The sequence below is a fragment of the Flavobacterium sp. genome, from assembly GCF_036782315.1.
GTDB lineage: Bacteria > Bacteroidota > Bacteroidia > Flavobacteriales > Flavobacteriaceae > Flavobacterium.
Genome location: NZ_DAIPZK010000015.1, coordinates 35,855 through 51,728 on the forward strand (window position 1 = coordinate 35,855; position 15,874 = coordinate 51,728).

Consider the following 15,874-nt stretch of genomic DNA (forward strand, 5'->3'; position numbering starts at 1 on the left):
TTGTGCAAAAGTCCTTCAAGATTTTCAAACCAACGTTAATTTAATGTTATCAATTTTTACTATTGAAACAAATTATAAAACATTTCATAACATTAAATTAAACTTTCTAGTCTTAAAAGTACAGAGACATTAGCTTCTTTTACATTCAAACTTTACCTTTGCAAAATAAAATTGAACTAAAATCATGAACGCATTAGAAATTAAAACCTATTATATTAAAATTCAAGAATTAGTTTTAGAGTATTCTCCTAAATTTGTTGTTGCAGTTCTAATCTTATTAATTGGACTGTGGGCAACTAGTTTTATAACAAAAGCTGCAAAAAAATTAATGCTGGCCAGAAATGTAGAAGTTACTCTTTCAACTTTTATTGGAAATTTAATTTTTTGGACATTACGAATCTTATTATTTGTAACTGTAATTTCTAAATTAGGTATTGAAACTTCTTCATTTGTTGCTGTTTTAGGAGCTGCAGGTTTAGCTATTGGTTTATCCTTGCAAGGCTCACTATCTAATTTTGCGGGAGGAATTTTAATTATTCTTTTCAAACCATTTAAAATTGGTGATTTTATTGAAGCGCAGAGTGTTTTAGGAACTGTGAAAGACATCAAAATATTTTCTACCGTAATTACTTCGCCAGATAACAAACAAATAATTATCCCAAATGCTGCTTTATCAAATGGCGTGATTACGAATTACACTGCAAATGGCTTTAGACGTATAGACTTAATTATTTCTGTTGATTATAAAACCGATTTGCAATTAGCAAAAACCACTTTAGAAAACGTTTTAAAATCAATTCCAGAAGTTTTATCAGAACCCGAACCTGTTGTGTTTATTAATGATTTAGCTACAAGTTCAATTGATTTTGCAGTTAGACCTTTTGCAAAAAACGAACATTTTTGGAAAGTGAAATCGGATGTTTTAGAAAAAACTAAAAAAGCATTTGATTTAGCGGGTATCGAAATTCCGTTTCCACACCAAGTGGAAATTCATAAAGAATAATTACTTAGTTAAAACAAAATCTTTTAAGTAATAAGGTTCAAAGTAAGCGACATCAACAAAGTCGCTTTTTTTGTACTTCTCAAATGACAATTCACTCATTTCTTTAGCCGAAGGAAATGTTACATTTGAATGAAAAACAAACTTTTCATGAGTTAGCGTGTTTTTGAATTTCTCTGTTCCATCTCCAACCAAATGTATTTTTTCAGAAATTTCTTGATACGAATTTTCATCAATTATTTCCGCTTGAGTAGCTCTAATTTGATGATGATTTTTATCGTAAAAAGCGCTAAAAACTTCCATTCTTCGCGCATCAATCATAGGAATAATGATACCGTCTTCTATTTGAATTTGTTTTGCCAAAAGTTGTAATGTATCAATTGCAATCAACGGAATATTCATGGCATAACAAAAACCTTTTGCTGAAGAAACGCCAATACGCAACCCTGTATAAGAACCTGGACCTTGACTAACTGCAATGGCATTCAAATCAGAAAACTTTAAATTATTTTCACCCAGTAACTCTTCAATAAAAACGTGCAATTTTTCAGCATGAGAGAAATTTTGTTCAGCAATTTCTTTACAAGCAATGGTATTTCCCTCTTTTGCTAAAGCTACTGAACAATTTTTAGTTGCGGTTTCTATATTTAGAATAATTGACATAATCCGATTTTTGAAAGGCAAAGTTAAGAAGATAAACTCGTAAAAAAAACAAGGCGCAGTTTCCCACGCCTTATTTACCCAAATTAACTAATAAGAAATCTATTTCTTACTTTCTTTTTTATCTTTTTCAGTTTCAACACGAACTTTATCGTTAGAAACTAAATCTTTTGAAACTGTTGTATAGGGTCCGATGATGATTTCTTCCCCTGGTTTTAATCCTGAAATAATTTCGATATTACTATCATCTTGAATTCCAGTTTTTACAACTCTTAATTTTGCCTTATCTCCTACTTTAACAAAAACACATTCGTATTTTTTATCGCTTTTTGGAGCCGTTCCTTTTTGTTCTTGTTCTTTCTTTTCTAACTCTGCTACAACATCTTTCTTAACTGAAGTGGTATCATCTTTTACTACGACAGCGCTAATTGGAACAGCCACAATATTTTCTTTACGTTTGGTAATAATATCAACTGTAGCCGTCATTCCTGGACGGAATGGAGAGTAATTTTCAGGTTTACCTTCTAATAAATCTTGGTAAGATTCTTTTAAAATTCTAACTTTTACTTTAAAATTTGTTACTTGATCTGCTGTTAAAGCCGTACTAGCCGAATTTGAAATACTCGTTACAATTCCTTTAAATTCTCTTTTTAAATAAGCATCTACTTCAATTTTAGCAGAATCACCAATGTTTACTTTTACAATATCATTCTCATTTACATCTACTTCAACTTCCATATTGTTTAAGTTGGCTATTCTAAGAATTTCAGTTCCTGCCATTTGTTGCGTTCCTAAAACTCGTTCCCCTAACTCTACATTTAATAAGGAAATTGTTCCATCAGCTGGCGCATAAATTGTTGTTCTTCTTAAATTATCATTTGCCTCAGTAACTGTAGCCGAAGCACTTTTTACTTGATAAAAAGCCGATTGTTTGTTTGCCAATGCTACTTCATAAGCAGAAACAATTCTGTCCCATTCTGATTTTGAAATGATTCCTTTTTCAAACAATTTTTGATTTCTATCGTAATTTGCTTTTGCTTCTTTCACTTGTGCTTCTGCCTGACTTAATCCTGCTTTTGTAGTTGACATGGAAGCAACTGAACGATTGACACCCGATTCGTATAAATCAGGATTAATTCGTACTAACAAATCTCCTTTTTTAACTTGTTGTCCTTCTTTTATTGGTAAAGCAATGATTTCTCCAGAAACTTCAGAAGATAATTTTACTTCAATTTCTGGTTGAATTTTACCAGTTGCAGAAACCGTTTCAATAATTGTTGTTTGGGCAACTTTAGACAATTCGACAACTTTAGAATCGTCGTTATTTCCAATAACACCACCTTTTTTAAGTCCAACTAACAATAAAATTAATCCAATTGTAGTTCCTGATAAAATGTATATGGTTTTCTTTGACATGACTAAGTATTTATATTTTTAACTATTGTTTTTTTACTAATGGAATTCCGAAATAAAACTCTAATATTTTAGTTCTAAAAATGTAATCGTATTTAGTTCTTAACACTTCTGATTGTGCATTCTCATATGCAGAAGTTGATTGAGCAAAATCAAATGAATTCATTAAGCCTACCTCATAACGTTCTTTAGAAAAATTAAACGATTGCTTTCTAGCCTCTAATGTTTTTTGAGCTGCTTCATATGACTTTTTTGCATTAATAACATCATTATAGGCTTGATACACATTCCTTTCCAAATCTAATTCTGCTTGTTTCAACTGAAATTCTGAACGTTCCTGGTTAATTTTTGCACGTTGAACTCTTCCTCTCGTAGCAAAACCATTTAAAATTGGCACACTTAATTGTAAACCCACAGCAGTACCATCAAACAATGTTAATTGGTCTATAAAACTAAAAGGTGTACTTTCTGCCCAACGCGTGTTATACCCTAAAAAACCTGTTAAAGTTGGCAAATAAGAAGAACGTGATAAAGCCACATCTTTTTTAGCTACATCAACGTTTGCTATTGCAATTTTTACATCTTTTACCGATTCTTTTGCCTTTTCTAAAATAGCATCTTGAGATTCGTTAGTAATGTTAGATAATGGCAAATCAATTACTTCGTCTGAAATATCAAAATTGGCATAATCATCCAATAACAATGTTTGGCACAAAGCAATTTTAGAAATTAAAAGTGCATTTTCGGTATTTACTATTTGTTGCTCCTGTGAAGCATCTGTAGCTTGAAGCTCATAAATATCACCCGCAGGAAGTGAGCCCGCTTGAATTAATTCTTGAGTTCTTTTGATATTTTCTTTAGTAATTAAATTTTGATTTTTTTGAACTTTTAATTGCTCTTTATTAAACAAAATTTGTAAATAAGAATTTGCAATAGAAAGTGCAATATCATCTTTCATTTTATCTAATCGATATGAATTTGCAATCTTATTTAACTTAGCTCTTTGCATGGTTTTCCAATTAGCCAATCCATTGAATAACATAATACTTGAATTAGCAGAAGCAGAAAATGATTTGAAAGTTTGATTTTGAAATTGGTTCGTAACCGGGTTAATACTAGCTCCTGTATTAATACTATAATTAGCATTACCATTTAATGTTGGTAAAAATCCACCAATAGCTTCTAATTTATCAATATCTGAAGTCTTTAAATCTAACTCAGACTGTTTTATGGAAATATTATTTTGAATAGCATAATCTACACATTCTTCCAAAGTCCATTTTTTACTTTGTGCCGAAAGTTGAAAACCTATCAACAATAGAAAAAAAACTATTTTTTTTGTTATCATTTTACGTGCTTTAATTCTCATTTCTTATAAGACCGCTTTTTCATTATTTTGTTACAGCATATCAATTAAAATTTTACTTTTACGTCGAAAATTTAATTTGCTATGAAAACCTTTCTTGTAGTTTTTACATTACTTTTTACTATCCTATTTACCGTGTCTTGCGGAACCACAAATAAAATTGAAGCTTTAAAACCAGCACCTTCAAACGATAATCCTATTGTTTTTAAGAATAAGATTTCTTTTGTTTCAATGCCTGTTGAAATAACATTGAAAGAACTGGAACAACAATTAAACAAAAATGTAACCGGATTAGTTTACAACGATTCTATTTTGAATGATGATAAAACCGAAATGAAAATTTGGAAAACGGCTCCTATAAAATTAAATGAAAAAGAGGGTAATATAGTATCTGTTATTCCATTGAAAATTTGGGCAAAATTCAAATACGGAACCGATTTTATGGGATTAAATGACACTCGTGAAATTAATCTAAACGGAATTATAACTTTAAACAGTAAAACACATTTAACCAATTGGAAACTTACTACCACTTCTAAAATTGAAGATTTTGAATGGAGTGAAAGCCCAACTATTTTAGTGGCAGGAAAAAATATTCCTATCACTTACATTATTAATCCAACTTTGAATATGTTTAAATCGAAAATCTCAAAAAAAATCGATGAAGCCATAGATAAAACTTGTGATTTTAAACCTCATGTTTTGAATGCATTGGAAAAATTAAGCAAACCTATTTTAACAAGCGAACAATACGAAACGTGGTTTAAAATGATTCCGATGGAATTGTATGTTACTGAAGCTAAATTGACCAAAACCAAAATTATGCTGAATATGGGCTTGAAATGTAACATGCAAACCATAGTAGGACAAGAACCAAAAAATGGTTTTGATGCTTCAAAGATTGTTTTGAAACCTGTTGAAAGAATTCCTGACCAAACAACAGTTTCAGTAGTAGCGGTTTCTACATTTGAAAGTGCTAGCAAAATTGTAACTAAAAATTTTCAAGGTCAAGAATTTACTTCTGGAAGCAGAAAGATTATAGTAAAGAAAGTAGATTTATGGCAAAAAGACAGTAAAATGATAATAGCCCTAGATGTTTTAGGAAGTATTAATGGTACTATTTATCTAACTGGAATTCCAAATTACAATCCAATTACCAAAGAAATATATTTTGACCAAATGGATTATGTTTTAAACACAAAAAGTATTTTAATGAAATCAGCAAATTGGCTATTGCATGGCACCATTTTGAAAAGCATTCAAGCCAATTGTCGTTATTCCATTAAAGGAAACTTAGAAGAAGGAAAACAAAATATGTTACCTTATTTAAATAATTATTCTCCAATGAAAGGTGTTTTCGTAAATGGAACAATCAACGATTTTGAATTTGAAAAAGTAGAATTAACAGATAAAGCTATCATTGCATTCATCACTACTAGTGGTAAAATGGATATTAAAGTAGACGGTTTAGAATAGTTTTTGACCGAAATTAACCGAGTACCTCCAACTTATCATTACACTTGGAGCTTAATAGTGATTACTTAATCTTGAAATAGATTATTTCTTTTTACCGTATTTCAATCGGTAAATGGCATAGCCCAAAACACCAACTAAAATGTATGGAATTGCCATTAAATAAACGATTCCATCGTTAACGGCTTCGGCTTGAACACCACCTTCTTCACTTTCAAGAGCAGCACGACACATAGCACATTGGGCTTGAGTTGAAAGAGAAAATAACATAGATAAAAGAAAAAAGAAAAAAATCTTCATCTTAAACCCTCTTTGTTCTATTTTCCTTGTGCTATTTTTTTTAATGTGCATAATAAGGAGAAATCATAAGGTAAACAACCACACCTGTAACTGCAACATATAACCAAATAGGAAATGTAACTTTAGCTATTTTTCTATGCTTGTCAAATCGTTCTGATAAAGCTTTTACATATGTTGTTAAAACCAATGGAATAATAATGATAGACAAAACAACATGTGTTATTAAAATGAAGTAATATATATATTTAATTGCTCCTTCGCCACCAAATTTAGTAGAATCAGACGTCATATGATAAGCTACGTACATTCCTAAAAAAGCAACCGAACAAGCAATGGCAACTTTGATTAAGTTTTCGTGTAACTTTCTGTTTCCGTTTTTAATAGCAACAACTGCAGCTATTAAAAGTACTGCTGTTAACCCGTTAATAGTAGCATAAATTGGCGGTAAAAATGATAAGGGTTGAACATCAAAACCTAATTTTCTTAAATTAATTCCAAAAAGCAAAGCTACTACCACAGGAATGGCAACTGATAATACTATAATAAGTTTGTTATATTTTGTTTCTATACTATTTTCCATTTTTTATTTTTTAAACATTTATGTCATATAAGTTAAACTTGAAATTTCTTTAACAATTTCAGGAATATAAGTTCATATAAGATTTTTAGTAATGTTCATGAAATTGTTCTAAAGCTTCGGGATTAGCATTGATAACTATTCGGCTAATAATTTTTTAATATCTTCTTTTATAGCTTCAACACCAGCAGCATCAAGTCCGTCATAATACAAAATTGGATTTCCTTGAGCATCTTTTCTGCATCTTATTTTACCTTCTTTATCTACTAAAGCAAATAATCCTGAATGTTCAAATCCACCAGCAACTTTATTGTTTTCACCAGCATACAAATTAAAACCTTTATTAGATAAATTGTATATATAATCTCTATCACCTGTTAAAAAATACCAATTATAATGTTTTACCCCTAATAATTCAGCATGCTTTTTTAAAACTTGAGGTGTATCATTAGCCGGATCAATAGTTATTGAAGCTATTCCAAAATTAGGATTGCCATAAAACTCGTTTTGTAATTGCAACATACTTTCGTTCATTTTTGGACAAATGGTAGGGCACGTTGTAAAGAAAAACTCTACCACATATACTTTTCCATGATAATCTTTGTTCGTAATAGTTTTATTATTCTGATTCGTTAATTTGAATTCAGGAACTGGACCAATTTCAACTAAATCAGATTTTTGAAATTTAGCAACAATTTTAGGCACGGCCCAAATTCCAAAAATTAAAATGATAAAAGAGATTCCTATATAAGATTTATTATTCATTATTGTTTATTTTGTTTATCAATGTTCTCTTTGATGTTATCACGGAAAGCATCTTTTCTTTCGTTTTTATTCTTTTTTAAAGCTAAGCGATATTCGCGCAGAATAATTTTTACATCATCAGTCATTTCATTGTGCAAATCAGCAGCTGAAATAGTGTTATAACTTTCCTTGTATTCTTCTTCGCCCTTTTTGTTCTTACCTTTTCTCCCACGATGATTTAATTCTTTATCTACTATTATAACAGCCGGAGTTCCTTTGTTTTGATCTAACTGTCCAATTAATTTATAACTATCGTAGAAATCTTGAATGGCTTCTGGTGATGCAAAAACAAAACGCCATCCTTTCATATCACCCGTAATTGGCGCTAATTCATCGATGATTTGTTGACATTTTTTCTCATTTCCTGATGGAACCACCATTATCATTTGAAAATCTTTAAATCCTTTATACTTGTTGTATATTTTCTGATTCAAATTAAAAAAATTGCCACGATTTTCAATTACTTTATCTCCCACAAAACCTAAAACAGTTATTTTACCTTTCATGGATTCTTTCGAACCGTTTAACCCTATCCAATCAGAAGGTATATCGTTATTATTTTTAGAAATTGTAGGTAAAAAAAGTGAATTATGCGATGCTGTTGAAAAAACCAAATAAATGGCAATTGGCAGCATAAATAGAGAAATTAAAACTAATTTATTTTTCATCAGAATGAACTAATTATGTTCGTACAAAAGTAAAAAAAATCCCGATGTAAATCGGGATTAAATATGAGAAACAAGTGTTAAAATATCCACTTTAAATGACCAGTCTTAAAAACTTCGTAAACGTAATCTCCTTCAACTAATAAAATGAAAGATAAATAAAGGATTAAGAAAACAACAGTCCAAACAATTGATCTTCTAAACCATTTTTTCTCACCTTCCATGTGCATGAAAGCCCAAGTAATATAATAAGCTTTTACAATAGTTAGAATGATGAACAACCAGTTCAATAAATTCATTCCTAAGAAATTGTTGAAAAATAATGATTTTGGTTTATAGATACCGAATAAAACTTCAACGATAGTAATTACAGATAGAATTCCGAAAACTATCCAAATTCTTTTTGTATTTGATTCGTGTGCGTGTGCCATGATATACTTTTATTATATAATTATACTAAATAGAAGAAAGTAAATACGAATACCCACACTAAATCGACAAAGTGCCAGTATAATCCAACTTTTTCAACCATTTCGTAGCTTTTTCTCTTTTCATAAGTACCTAATAACACATTAAAGAAAATGATGATATTAATTAATACTCCTGTAAATACGTGGAATCCGTGGAAACCTGTAATAAAGAAGAAGAAATTAGCAAATAATTTATGTCCGTATTCGTTTCTAACTAAGTTAGCACCTTCTACTACATATTTTGCCTCAGCTAATCTTTTTAAAGACTCTTCTCTTGATAAAACTGTTTTATGTTTTTCAGCATTCAAATATTCAGAACGAACTAAAATAGATTCATCTGCTTTGAAACCTTCAACTACTTCATTTATTGAATAAGTTGGCAATGTAGCTTCATTCATAAACCAAACGCCATCATTTCTATCTAATTGCTCTCTAGCTTCTGGTAAAGTTGCAGCAAAATCGGCTAAAGCTACTCTTTTAAAAGTTCCATCTTCTTGCTTTTGAACAAATTGTAAAATAGAACCTCCTTTAGTTTCTATAGCACCATATTCACCTTTAATGAAATTTTTCCATTCCCAAGCTTGTGAACCTAAGAAGATAAAACCTCCTACGATAGTTAACAACATGTAAACTGCTACTTTTGTTTTTTTCATATGATGACCAGCATCAACAGCTAAAACCATAGTAACTGAAGAGAAAATTAAGATAAAAGTCATTAACGCTACATAATACATTGGCGCATTTACACCATGTAAAAATGGAAAGTGGTTAAATACTTCATCGGCGATAGGCCAAGTTTCAATAAATTTAAATCTTGAAAAACCGTACGCGGCTAAGAAACCAGAAAAAGTTAATGCATCTGACAAGATGAAAAACCACATCATCATTTTACCATAGGTTGCTCCTAATGGCCCTGGACCTCCGTCTAAAGCGTGTTCGTTTGAAATAACTGTCGCTCCCATAAATTTTTTAATTGTTAAAAAGTTCCCAAATTTATTATTTTTTTTCTATTTGAAAAAATAGAAAAATAAAAACAAATAAACCCAAATAAAATCCATAAAGTGCCAATACATCGCACTTAGCTCTATACCAAGGGTTTGAGCTGAATTGTATTTTTGTTTATAATGATTATAAATTACTACTAAAAGTGAAATAATCCCTCCTAAAAGGTGTGCAATATGAACCAAAACAGCAATATAAAGAAAAGAAGTCGTTACATTACTCTCACTTCCTGTAAAGAAATAACCGTTATCGATTACTTGCCCAAATCCTTTAAATTGTAATACTATAAATGCAATTCCAAGTGCTAAAGTAATCAATAAAAACATGGATGCACTACCTCTGTTGTCTTTTTTTGTTGCTTGTAAAGCTAAATAGAAAGTAAAACTACTAACTAACATTGCTACTGTACTAATTACAAATGCAGAAGGTAATACAAAATCTTTCAACCAATCCGGCCTTGATTTACTTACTACATAAGCACTTGTTAGTCCGGCAAAAATCATACAGATGCTAATCATACCGAACCATAGCAACATTTTGTAAGTTCTGCCTTTACGAGCTTGTTCTTCTTCAAAAGTCATTTTATTTTCCATAACTATCGTAAAAATTTATCTATAACATATATTATTTGCAACAACGAAATATAGGAAACACTTACTATCATTAATTTTCTTGCTGCCTTAGCATCCATCTTCTTATGCAATTCAACCGCATAAAACAACATCCATAATCCTAACAAAAATACAATTACTGCTGCCGTTTTAGACAAGAACAAGTTTCCAGTAAAACCAAAAGCAGGAATTATAGAAGATAAAATCATCCAAATCGTATATAAAATGGTTTGTAGTGCTGTTTTCTTATCTCGTTCTCCTGTTGGCAACATAAAGAAACCTGCTTTTTTGTAATCGTCATATAAAAACCAACCGATTGCCCAAAAGTGTGGAAATTGCCAAAAAAATTGAATAATAAATAAAGTTCCCGCTTCAATTCCGAAATGACCTGTGGCGGCTACCCAACCTAACATGAAAGGAATTGCACCAGGAAAAGCACCAACAAAAACAGAAAGTGGTGTTACCGTTTTTAATGGTGTATATAAACTAACATACATAAAAATCGAAATAGCACCAAACATAGCGGTTTTAGGATTTACATTGTATAAAATGGCTAACCCTAAAAGAGTTAAAACACAACCTAAAATAAAAGCATTTTGTTTAGAGATTCTTCCAGAAGGTAATGGACGATTTTTAGTTCGGTCCATTTTGGCGTCTAATTCAATTTCGATGATTTGATTGAAAACATTTGAAGCGCCAACCATACAATAACCTCCAACGATTAACAGCACTAAAACTAGCCATTGAAAAGGTTGCTCCTCATTAAATCCTAACAAATAACCTGCAATAGTAGAAACAACTACGCTAATAGATAAGCGCGCCTTTGTGATTTCTACAAAGTCTTTGTAAAGAGATTTTTTGATTTGAGGTTGTGTATTCGTGTCCACTTTAGTGTTTTTCGCTTTGAAATTGCGTGCAAAGATACGATATGAAAATTAGAATTTAGAATTTAGAATTTAGAAAATTCGTTAAATCTACTAATAATCAAAATACCAGTTAAATAAATCGCTTCTTAGTCCAATTGAAAACCAAGTTGTGTTTGATTTTATTGTTGCTGCAGTTTCAGCTGTTGGGTCAAAATTTCGCAACATTACATTTCCAAAAACTTTTAAATTATAAGCCGGATTTACAACATATCCCACTTGTAAATCAGCAATCATAACCGTAGTTTTATTTCCTTGCGCAATGGAAACCCCGGTATCGTATGGGCGATTTTCATCATAATCTAAATAGATATTTCCTCCGTAGTTGAAATTATCGGTTCCGTTATTGAAATCAAATCCCCGTTGGCCGTAGATTAATTTCGCATCAGCAAAATACCTTCCTTTATAGTAACGTGCAATCGCAATGAATTCTCTAAAATTTGCCCCCCACATATGCCCCATACTCTGATTGTTGTGACCGTAATTAGTTAACGGATTACTGTGCGAGTATACATAAGGACGGACTTGGTTATACTCCACTTGAAGCAATAAGTTTTTTACTTTGAATGCATCGTAATATTTTGCTCCTACTTGATAGGCAAATTTGTTCCTCCAACTTTGATTGCTTTGTCTTATATCACCAATTGCAAATTCATCAATTAAAAATTGACCATAGAAATTCACACTATTGTTCCACTTGTATTTTGATGTCAATCCAAGTAATGCATTTCCAGTTTTAGATGAGGAACCAAACTCAACTGTTCTGTAAAAAATTAACGGATTTACAAAGTTGAAATCAAAACCTCTATCATTCGTATTCGTCCAAACTACATTTTCAAAAAATCCTAAATTCAATTTTTTGGTTACATTCCAACTCAAATAATGACTTGCCATGTATTTTGTAGCGTAAGTTCCGTCTATTGTAGCCTCATTTCGAACATCTTTTAGCCACATATAGGTATTGGTATATTTGATTTTCCAAAAGGTTGTATTTATTTTGAAATAAGGATAAGGACTTGCTCCATCACTTTGCAATAAAGAACGATAACCATCTCCTAAGAAATTTCTACCATATCCTAATTGAAGATCGATAAATTGATTTGGTTTGTATTTGATGTTTGCTTCTGCCAATGGAAAATCATAAGCATCTTCTTTAAAACGTTTTGCAATTCCAATTCCCGGAATAATTGCAGGATTTCCCCCTGATGGTTTGATGCTTTCTGCATACGCATTGTAGTAATCGGCAAATCTTCCTTGACTTTCATAGATAGAAGTAGTAAAAGTCAATTGTTTTCCAAGTCCACCATTTACAATCAAACCTCTTGTATTTACAAAAGTATTAGATGCTTCACTTTCAGTATCTTTCCCTACTCTAAAATCGAAAATGGGATTTAAGGTAAACCAATATTCTTCACCTTGAATCGCTACTACATTTTCGTTCCATAATTTTCTTCCCCACCAAGATGCTTTTTGTTTCAAAAAAGATTGATTTGCTGATTCAAAATCATAATACTTAGCTACTTCATCATACGAATACGGTTTTGAAGCCGTGTGATTATTTGTTCCTACTTGATTCATTAACGCATCGAAAACACCATAGTTTTGATGTGAAAATTGTACAATTCCTGAACTTTTAAATTGCGGATTTTCGAATGGTTTATAAACAATATCATCGTATTCCGATAATTCTTTTTTGTTGTCAATTAAAACAGTATTTGTTTTGGCATACTTTGTTGCTATATCTTCTTGTGTATTTGGTGCTACTAAAGGTATATTAATTTTTATTGAAAATTTTGAATAGGTAGGTTTTCCAGAATAAGTTGCAGGAGCAATTTTTGGTAGTGACTCAAAAACACGATTAGCTTCTTTTTTTAAAGACTCATGAGTTGCATCCGCATATAAAACCTTAAATTTCCCAATAGTATCCACTTCAAAAACTACTATTACTGTTCCTTTGTAATTTTGCTCTTGAAGTTCTTGTGGTACTTTATAGTTATTATAAAAATAATTTTGAATAGTACTATAAAAACAAGATTCTTGTTGTTTGCCAATAGCATTAATACAATCAGAAAATTTTGGAAATTGCTCATTGGAAGAATTTTGAGCATATGTTGTTAATCCAAAAACCAACAATAGTAAACAATATATTTTTTTCATTTGGTTATTTTTAATAATCGCTATTTGAAATTTCACCACTTGCAATTGCTTTTGCAGCAGATGTACCAATTCTTTTTACTCCCAATTGAATCATTTCAACCGCTTCTTCATATGTTCGAACACCTCCAGCCGCTTTTACAGGTAAGGGAAATGAATTTTCTAACATTAATTTGATTGTTGGGATTGTAGCTCCATTTGGAACACCTTCAGGGGTTTTATAAAAACCCGTAGAGGATTTCACAAAAACTTTATCATATTCTTTTTCGCTAAAATTAGCAATCACAACATTTTTAATTAAAGTAGAAAGTTGCACAATTTGATGATTATCTAAAGCTGCTACTTCAATAATCCATTTTACAATTTTATTATGAGCCAATCCTAATTTTGTTCCTTGAATAACTTGCTCTTTTACAGCGTCAATTTCACCTCTTTTGAAAGCTTCATAATCTACTACATAATCTAAATCATCAGCACCATTTTCGATAGCTTGTTTGGCTTCTGCTAATTTTTCTTCCAAGGTTCCATTTCCTAATGGAAAATCGATAACCGTTCCTATGGTAACTTTTGAATTCGCTTCTTGAATCATTTTTTTTGCTAAAGCCACTTTATCAGGTCGAATCATGATTAATTTAAAATTATGATCAATAGCTTCTTGGATGCAATTTACCACTACTTGGGCATTCTCTGTTTCAGAAAGATTAGCTTGAGTTGCCGTTTTTAGATATGTTGAATCTAAATATTGTTTGATATTCATTTCGCTTAGGGTTATAATGTGTAAAAATAAAAAATCCCATCGAAATGGGATATTTTTAAAGCAATTATATTTATTTATTTCATTCTGAATCCTACTGGAATACTATATTTTATTCTTACAGGTGTTTTGCCATGCATCGCTGGGATTAACCTTGGAACTCTTTTTACCGCCTTTTCAGCTGCTTTTTGCATTGCAGCAGTAGCTCTGTTGTTATCCAAGGCTTTCACATTAGTAATCATCCCTTTTTCATCAATTACAAACTCTACAAGAGCAACACCTTGTCTTCCATTTTCTAAATCACTTTCAGGATAAATTAAATGTTTTGTGATAGCCTTAGCCATTTGTTCGTCAAAACATTCTTTTTGAGCTGCTCTACTTAATCCTTTACAAGCATCAAACATAGGCAAATTATCTACTGAAAAAGGAGTAAATTCCTTTGGCTCTTCCTCTGTCACAGTTCCTTTTGGATCATCTGTAGAAGTAGAAGCAGATGTTGTATTGTTTTCGCCTTGATTATCCTGAGTAGCAATAGGAGTTGTATTATCTTCTTTTTTTACTTCTTGTTTCGTTGATTTAAAAGCATTAACAACTTTAGGAACTTTTACCACAATCGGTTTTCTACTTTCTAATGGTTTAGCTGCTGGAGCAGGGTTATATACAAATGTAGGTTCAGACGTAATTTCAATTTTAGAATTATCAGTTACTACTCTTTTCTTATTCTGAAAATTAAATTCAAGAACAAAAAGTACTACAACCATTGTTGCAATTAAACCCACTTGAAAATAGATAAAACTATTTTTGGTTCTTTTCGGAAAATCAACATTTGCTTTCATGACTTATATAGATTAATAGTTAACAGTTTGTTAATTAACCTATACAATTTACATGCCAAAAAAAATCCCAACTTTTAAAGTTGGGATTCTATATTATTGTAATTTAAATGTAATCGGCTGGCTATATTTTACTTTTACAGGTTTTCCTCTTTGTAAACCAGGTTTGAATTTTGGTAATTTAGAGATTACTCTTAAAGCTTCTTTTTCCAACAATTCTCCACCTTTCGGTCCTTTTGCCTGCACATTAGTTATACTTCCATCTTTATCAATAACAAAAATAACAGACACTCTACCTTGTATATTATCTTCCATCGCCTTCTCAGGATATTGCTGATTCTTTTTAATGTGTTTAGCCATTTGTTCCATGAAACAGTCTAAACGTTTTGTTTTATCAACACCTTCACATCCAGGGAATACTGGAACATCTTCAATTACTGCAAAAGGAACTTCTTCGTCTAATTCCTCAGCCGTTCCCCCTTCACTTCCATAATTAGAAGCTTGAGTAACAACTACTGGTTTATTTTCATTCACTTCAGTAACTTCAATTTTCTTTTCTTCAATAACTTGTTTGTTATCAACAATTTGAATTACTTCTGGAGCAGGCGGTGGTGGTGGTGGTAATTTTTGAACAGGAGGCATTGTTAAAATGGTCTCTTCTTCTTCAACAAAATTGTCTGTAATATCTAATTTTTCAACCTCAACTCTTGGGTCTTCTGATTTAAGTTCTATTCCTATATAGGTTAAAAATAAAACTGCAGTAAGGCCAATAAGGAAAAATAGCGCACTATTTCTCTTTGGGTCAACATTAGGGTTTTTCTTTACTTCCATAATTTTAATTTTGAGGTGCTAATATAGTTAATATTAGA

At 31.1% G+C, this 15,874-nt stretch carries 17 protein-coding genes; 2 read left to right on the top strand and 15 right to left on the bottom strand.

Annotated elements, in window-relative coordinates; all coding sequences use genetic code 11:
* The first annotated feature begins 184 nt into the window (after window positions 1-184).
* Window positions 185-1,003, top strand: a complete 819-nt coding sequence (locus tag V7P59_RS11845) for a mechanosensitive ion channel family protein (protein WP_333810361.1) — start codon at window positions 185-187, stop codon at window positions 1,001-1,003.
* Here V7P59_RS11845 and tsaB read toward each other — a convergent pair whose 3' ends face one another.
* From tsaB to V7P59_RS11860, 3 genes are all read right to left on the bottom strand, one after another.
* Window positions 1,004-1,663, bottom strand: a complete 660-nt coding sequence (gene tsaB / locus V7P59_RS11850; protein ID WP_333810362.1) for a tRNA (adenosine(37)-N6)-threonylcarbamoyltransferase complex dimerization subunit type 1 TsaB — start codon at window positions 1,661-1,663, stop codon at window positions 1,004-1,006.
* 99 nt (window positions 1,664-1,762) lie between these two features.
* The gene (locus V7P59_RS11855) at window positions 1,763-3,076 is read right to left on the bottom strand and encodes an efflux RND transporter periplasmic adaptor subunit (RefSeq protein WP_333810363.1); all 1,314 of its coding nucleotides are present in this window, start codon (window positions 3,074-3,076) and stop codon (window positions 1,763-1,765) included.
* Between the two features lie 22 nt (window positions 3,077-3,098).
* Window positions 3,099-4,418 (bottom strand): TolC family protein, encoded by a 1,320-nt coding sequence (locus tag V7P59_RS11860; protein ID WP_442902426.1) that lies wholly within the window; start codon window positions 4,416-4,418, stop codon window positions 3,099-3,101.
* A 105-nt stretch (window positions 4,419-4,523) separates the two neighbouring features.
* On the opposite strand from V7P59_RS11860, the gene V7P59_RS11865 reads away from it, so the two are divergent.
* Window positions 4,524-5,915, top strand: a complete 1,392-nt coding sequence (locus tag V7P59_RS11865; protein WP_333810365.1) for a DUF4403 family protein — start codon at window positions 4,524-4,526, stop codon at window positions 5,913-5,915.
* 81 nt (window positions 5,916-5,996) lie between these two features.
* Here V7P59_RS11865 and V7P59_RS11870 read toward each other — a convergent pair whose 3' ends face one another.
* The 12 genes from V7P59_RS11870 to V7P59_RS11925 all read right to left on the bottom strand — a co-directional run bounded on the left by V7P59_RS11870 (window position 5,997) and on the right by V7P59_RS11925 (window position 15,836).
* The gene (locus tag V7P59_RS11870) at window positions 5,997-6,212 is read right to left on the bottom strand and encodes a hypothetical protein (protein ID WP_333810366.1); all 216 of its coding nucleotides are present in this window, start codon (window positions 6,210-6,212) and stop codon (window positions 5,997-5,999) included.
* Between the two features lie 40 nt (window positions 6,213-6,252).
* Window positions 6,253-6,792, bottom strand: coding sequence for a DUF420 domain-containing protein (locus V7P59_RS11875; RefSeq protein WP_333810367.1), 540 nt, complete (start codon window positions 6,790-6,792; stop codon window positions 6,253-6,255).
* Between the two features lie 135 nt (window positions 6,793-6,927).
* Window positions 6,928-7,557, bottom strand: a complete 630-nt coding sequence (locus V7P59_RS11880; protein WP_333810392.1) for an SCO family protein — start codon at window positions 7,555-7,557, stop codon at window positions 6,928-6,930.
* Complete coding sequence (locus V7P59_RS11885; protein WP_333810368.1) at window positions 7,554-8,261, bottom strand: hypothetical protein; 708 nt, start codon at window positions 8,259-8,261, stop codon at window positions 7,554-7,556. The genes V7P59_RS11880 and V7P59_RS11885 overlap by 4 nt, the downstream gene beginning before the upstream one ends.
* A gap of 77 nt (window positions 8,262-8,338) precedes the next feature.
* Window positions 8,339-8,689: a cytochrome C oxidase subunit IV family protein gene (locus tag V7P59_RS11890; protein ID WP_333810369.1), complete on the bottom strand. Its 351-nt coding sequence runs from the start codon at window positions 8,687-8,689 to the stop codon at window positions 8,339-8,341.
* A 20-nt stretch (window positions 8,690-8,709) separates the two neighbouring features.
* Window positions 8,710-9,690 (bottom strand): cytochrome c oxidase subunit 3, encoded by a 981-nt coding sequence (locus V7P59_RS11895; protein WP_333810370.1) that lies wholly within the window; start codon window positions 9,688-9,690, stop codon window positions 8,710-8,712.
* A gap of 45 nt (window positions 9,691-9,735) precedes the next feature.
* Window positions 9,736-10,323, bottom strand: coding sequence for a cytochrome c oxidase subunit 3 (locus V7P59_RS11900; protein WP_333810371.1), 588 nt, complete (start codon window positions 10,321-10,323; stop codon window positions 9,736-9,738).
* 2 nt (window positions 10,324-10,325) lie between these two features.
* A complete protein-coding gene (cyoE, locus tag V7P59_RS11905; RefSeq protein WP_333810372.1) occupies window positions 10,326-11,228 on the bottom strand; it encodes a heme o synthase in 903 nt (300 codons plus the stop codon).
* A 90-nt stretch (window positions 11,229-11,318) separates the two neighbouring features.
* The gene (locus V7P59_RS11910) at window positions 11,319-13,421 is read right to left on the bottom strand and encodes a gliding motility protein RemB (RefSeq protein WP_333810373.1); all 2,103 of its coding nucleotides are present in this window, start codon (window positions 13,419-13,421) and stop codon (window positions 11,319-11,321) included.
* 10 nt (window positions 13,422-13,431) lie between these two features.
* A complete protein-coding gene (gene deoC / locus V7P59_RS11915) occupies window positions 13,432-14,175 on the bottom strand; it encodes a deoxyribose-phosphate aldolase (protein WP_333810374.1) in 744 nt (247 codons plus the stop codon).
* Between the two features lie 74 nt (window positions 14,176-14,249).
* On the bottom strand, window positions 14,250-15,008 hold the full coding sequence (locus V7P59_RS11920) for an energy transducer TonB (RefSeq protein ID WP_333810375.1): 759 nt from the start codon (window positions 15,006-15,008) through the stop codon (window positions 14,250-14,252).
* Window positions 15,009-15,101: 93 nt separating this feature from the next.
* Window positions 15,102-15,836 (bottom strand): energy transducer TonB, encoded by a 735-nt coding sequence (locus V7P59_RS11925; protein WP_333810376.1) that lies wholly within the window; start codon window positions 15,834-15,836, stop codon window positions 15,102-15,104.
* Window positions 15,837-15,874 lie beyond the last annotated feature (38 nt).

Bases quoted from the DNA above. Each gene is read 5' to 3' on its own strand.
- tsaB (WP_333810362.1), bottom strand. From the start codon at position 1,663: ATGTCAATTATTCTAAATATAGAAACCGCAACTAAAAATTGTTCAGTA.
- V7P59_RS11920 (WP_333810375.1), bottom strand. From the start codon at position 15,008: ATGAAAGCAAATGTTGATTTTCCGAAAAGAACCAAAAATAGTTTTATC.
- V7P59_RS11870 (WP_333810366.1), bottom strand. From the start codon at position 6,212: ATGAAGATTTTTTTCTTTTTTCTTTTATCTATGTTATTTTCTCTTTCA.
- V7P59_RS11875 (WP_333810367.1), bottom strand. From the start codon at position 6,792: ATGGAAAATAGTATAGAAACAAAATATAACAAACTTATTATAGTATTA.
- deoC (WP_333810374.1), bottom strand. From the start codon at position 14,175: ATGAATATCAAACAATATTTAGATTCAACATATCTAAAAACGGCAACT.
- V7P59_RS11865 (WP_333810365.1), top strand. From the start codon at position 4,524: ATGAAAACCTTTCTTGTAGTTTTTACATTACTTTTTACTATCCTATTT.
- V7P59_RS11925 (WP_333810376.1), bottom strand. From the start codon at position 15,836: ATGGAAGTAAAGAAAAACCCTAATGTTGACCCAAAGAGAAATAGTGCG.
- V7P59_RS11895 (WP_333810370.1), bottom strand. From the start codon at position 9,690: ATGGGAGCGACAGTTATTTCAAACGAACACGCTTTAGACGGAGGTCCA.
- V7P59_RS11900 (WP_333810371.1), bottom strand. From the start codon at position 10,323: ATGGAAAATAAAATGACTTTTGAAGAAGAACAAGCTCGTAAAGGCAGA.
- V7P59_RS11910 (WP_333810373.1), bottom strand. From the start codon at position 13,421: ATGAAAAAAATATATTGTTTACTATTGTTGGTTTTTGGATTAACAACA.
- V7P59_RS11885 (WP_333810368.1), bottom strand. From the start codon at position 8,261: ATGAAAAATAAATTAGTTTTAATTTCTCTATTTATGCTGCCAATTGCC.
- V7P59_RS11890 (WP_333810369.1), bottom strand. From the start codon at position 8,689: ATGGCACACGCACACGAATCAAATACAAAAAGAATTTGGATAGTTTTC.
- V7P59_RS11855 (WP_333810363.1), bottom strand. From the start codon at position 3,076: ATGTCAAAGAAAACCATATACATTTTATCAGGAACTACAATTGGATTA.
- V7P59_RS11845 (WP_333810361.1), top strand. From the start codon at position 185: ATGAACGCATTAGAAATTAAAACCTATTATATTAAAATTCAAGAATTA.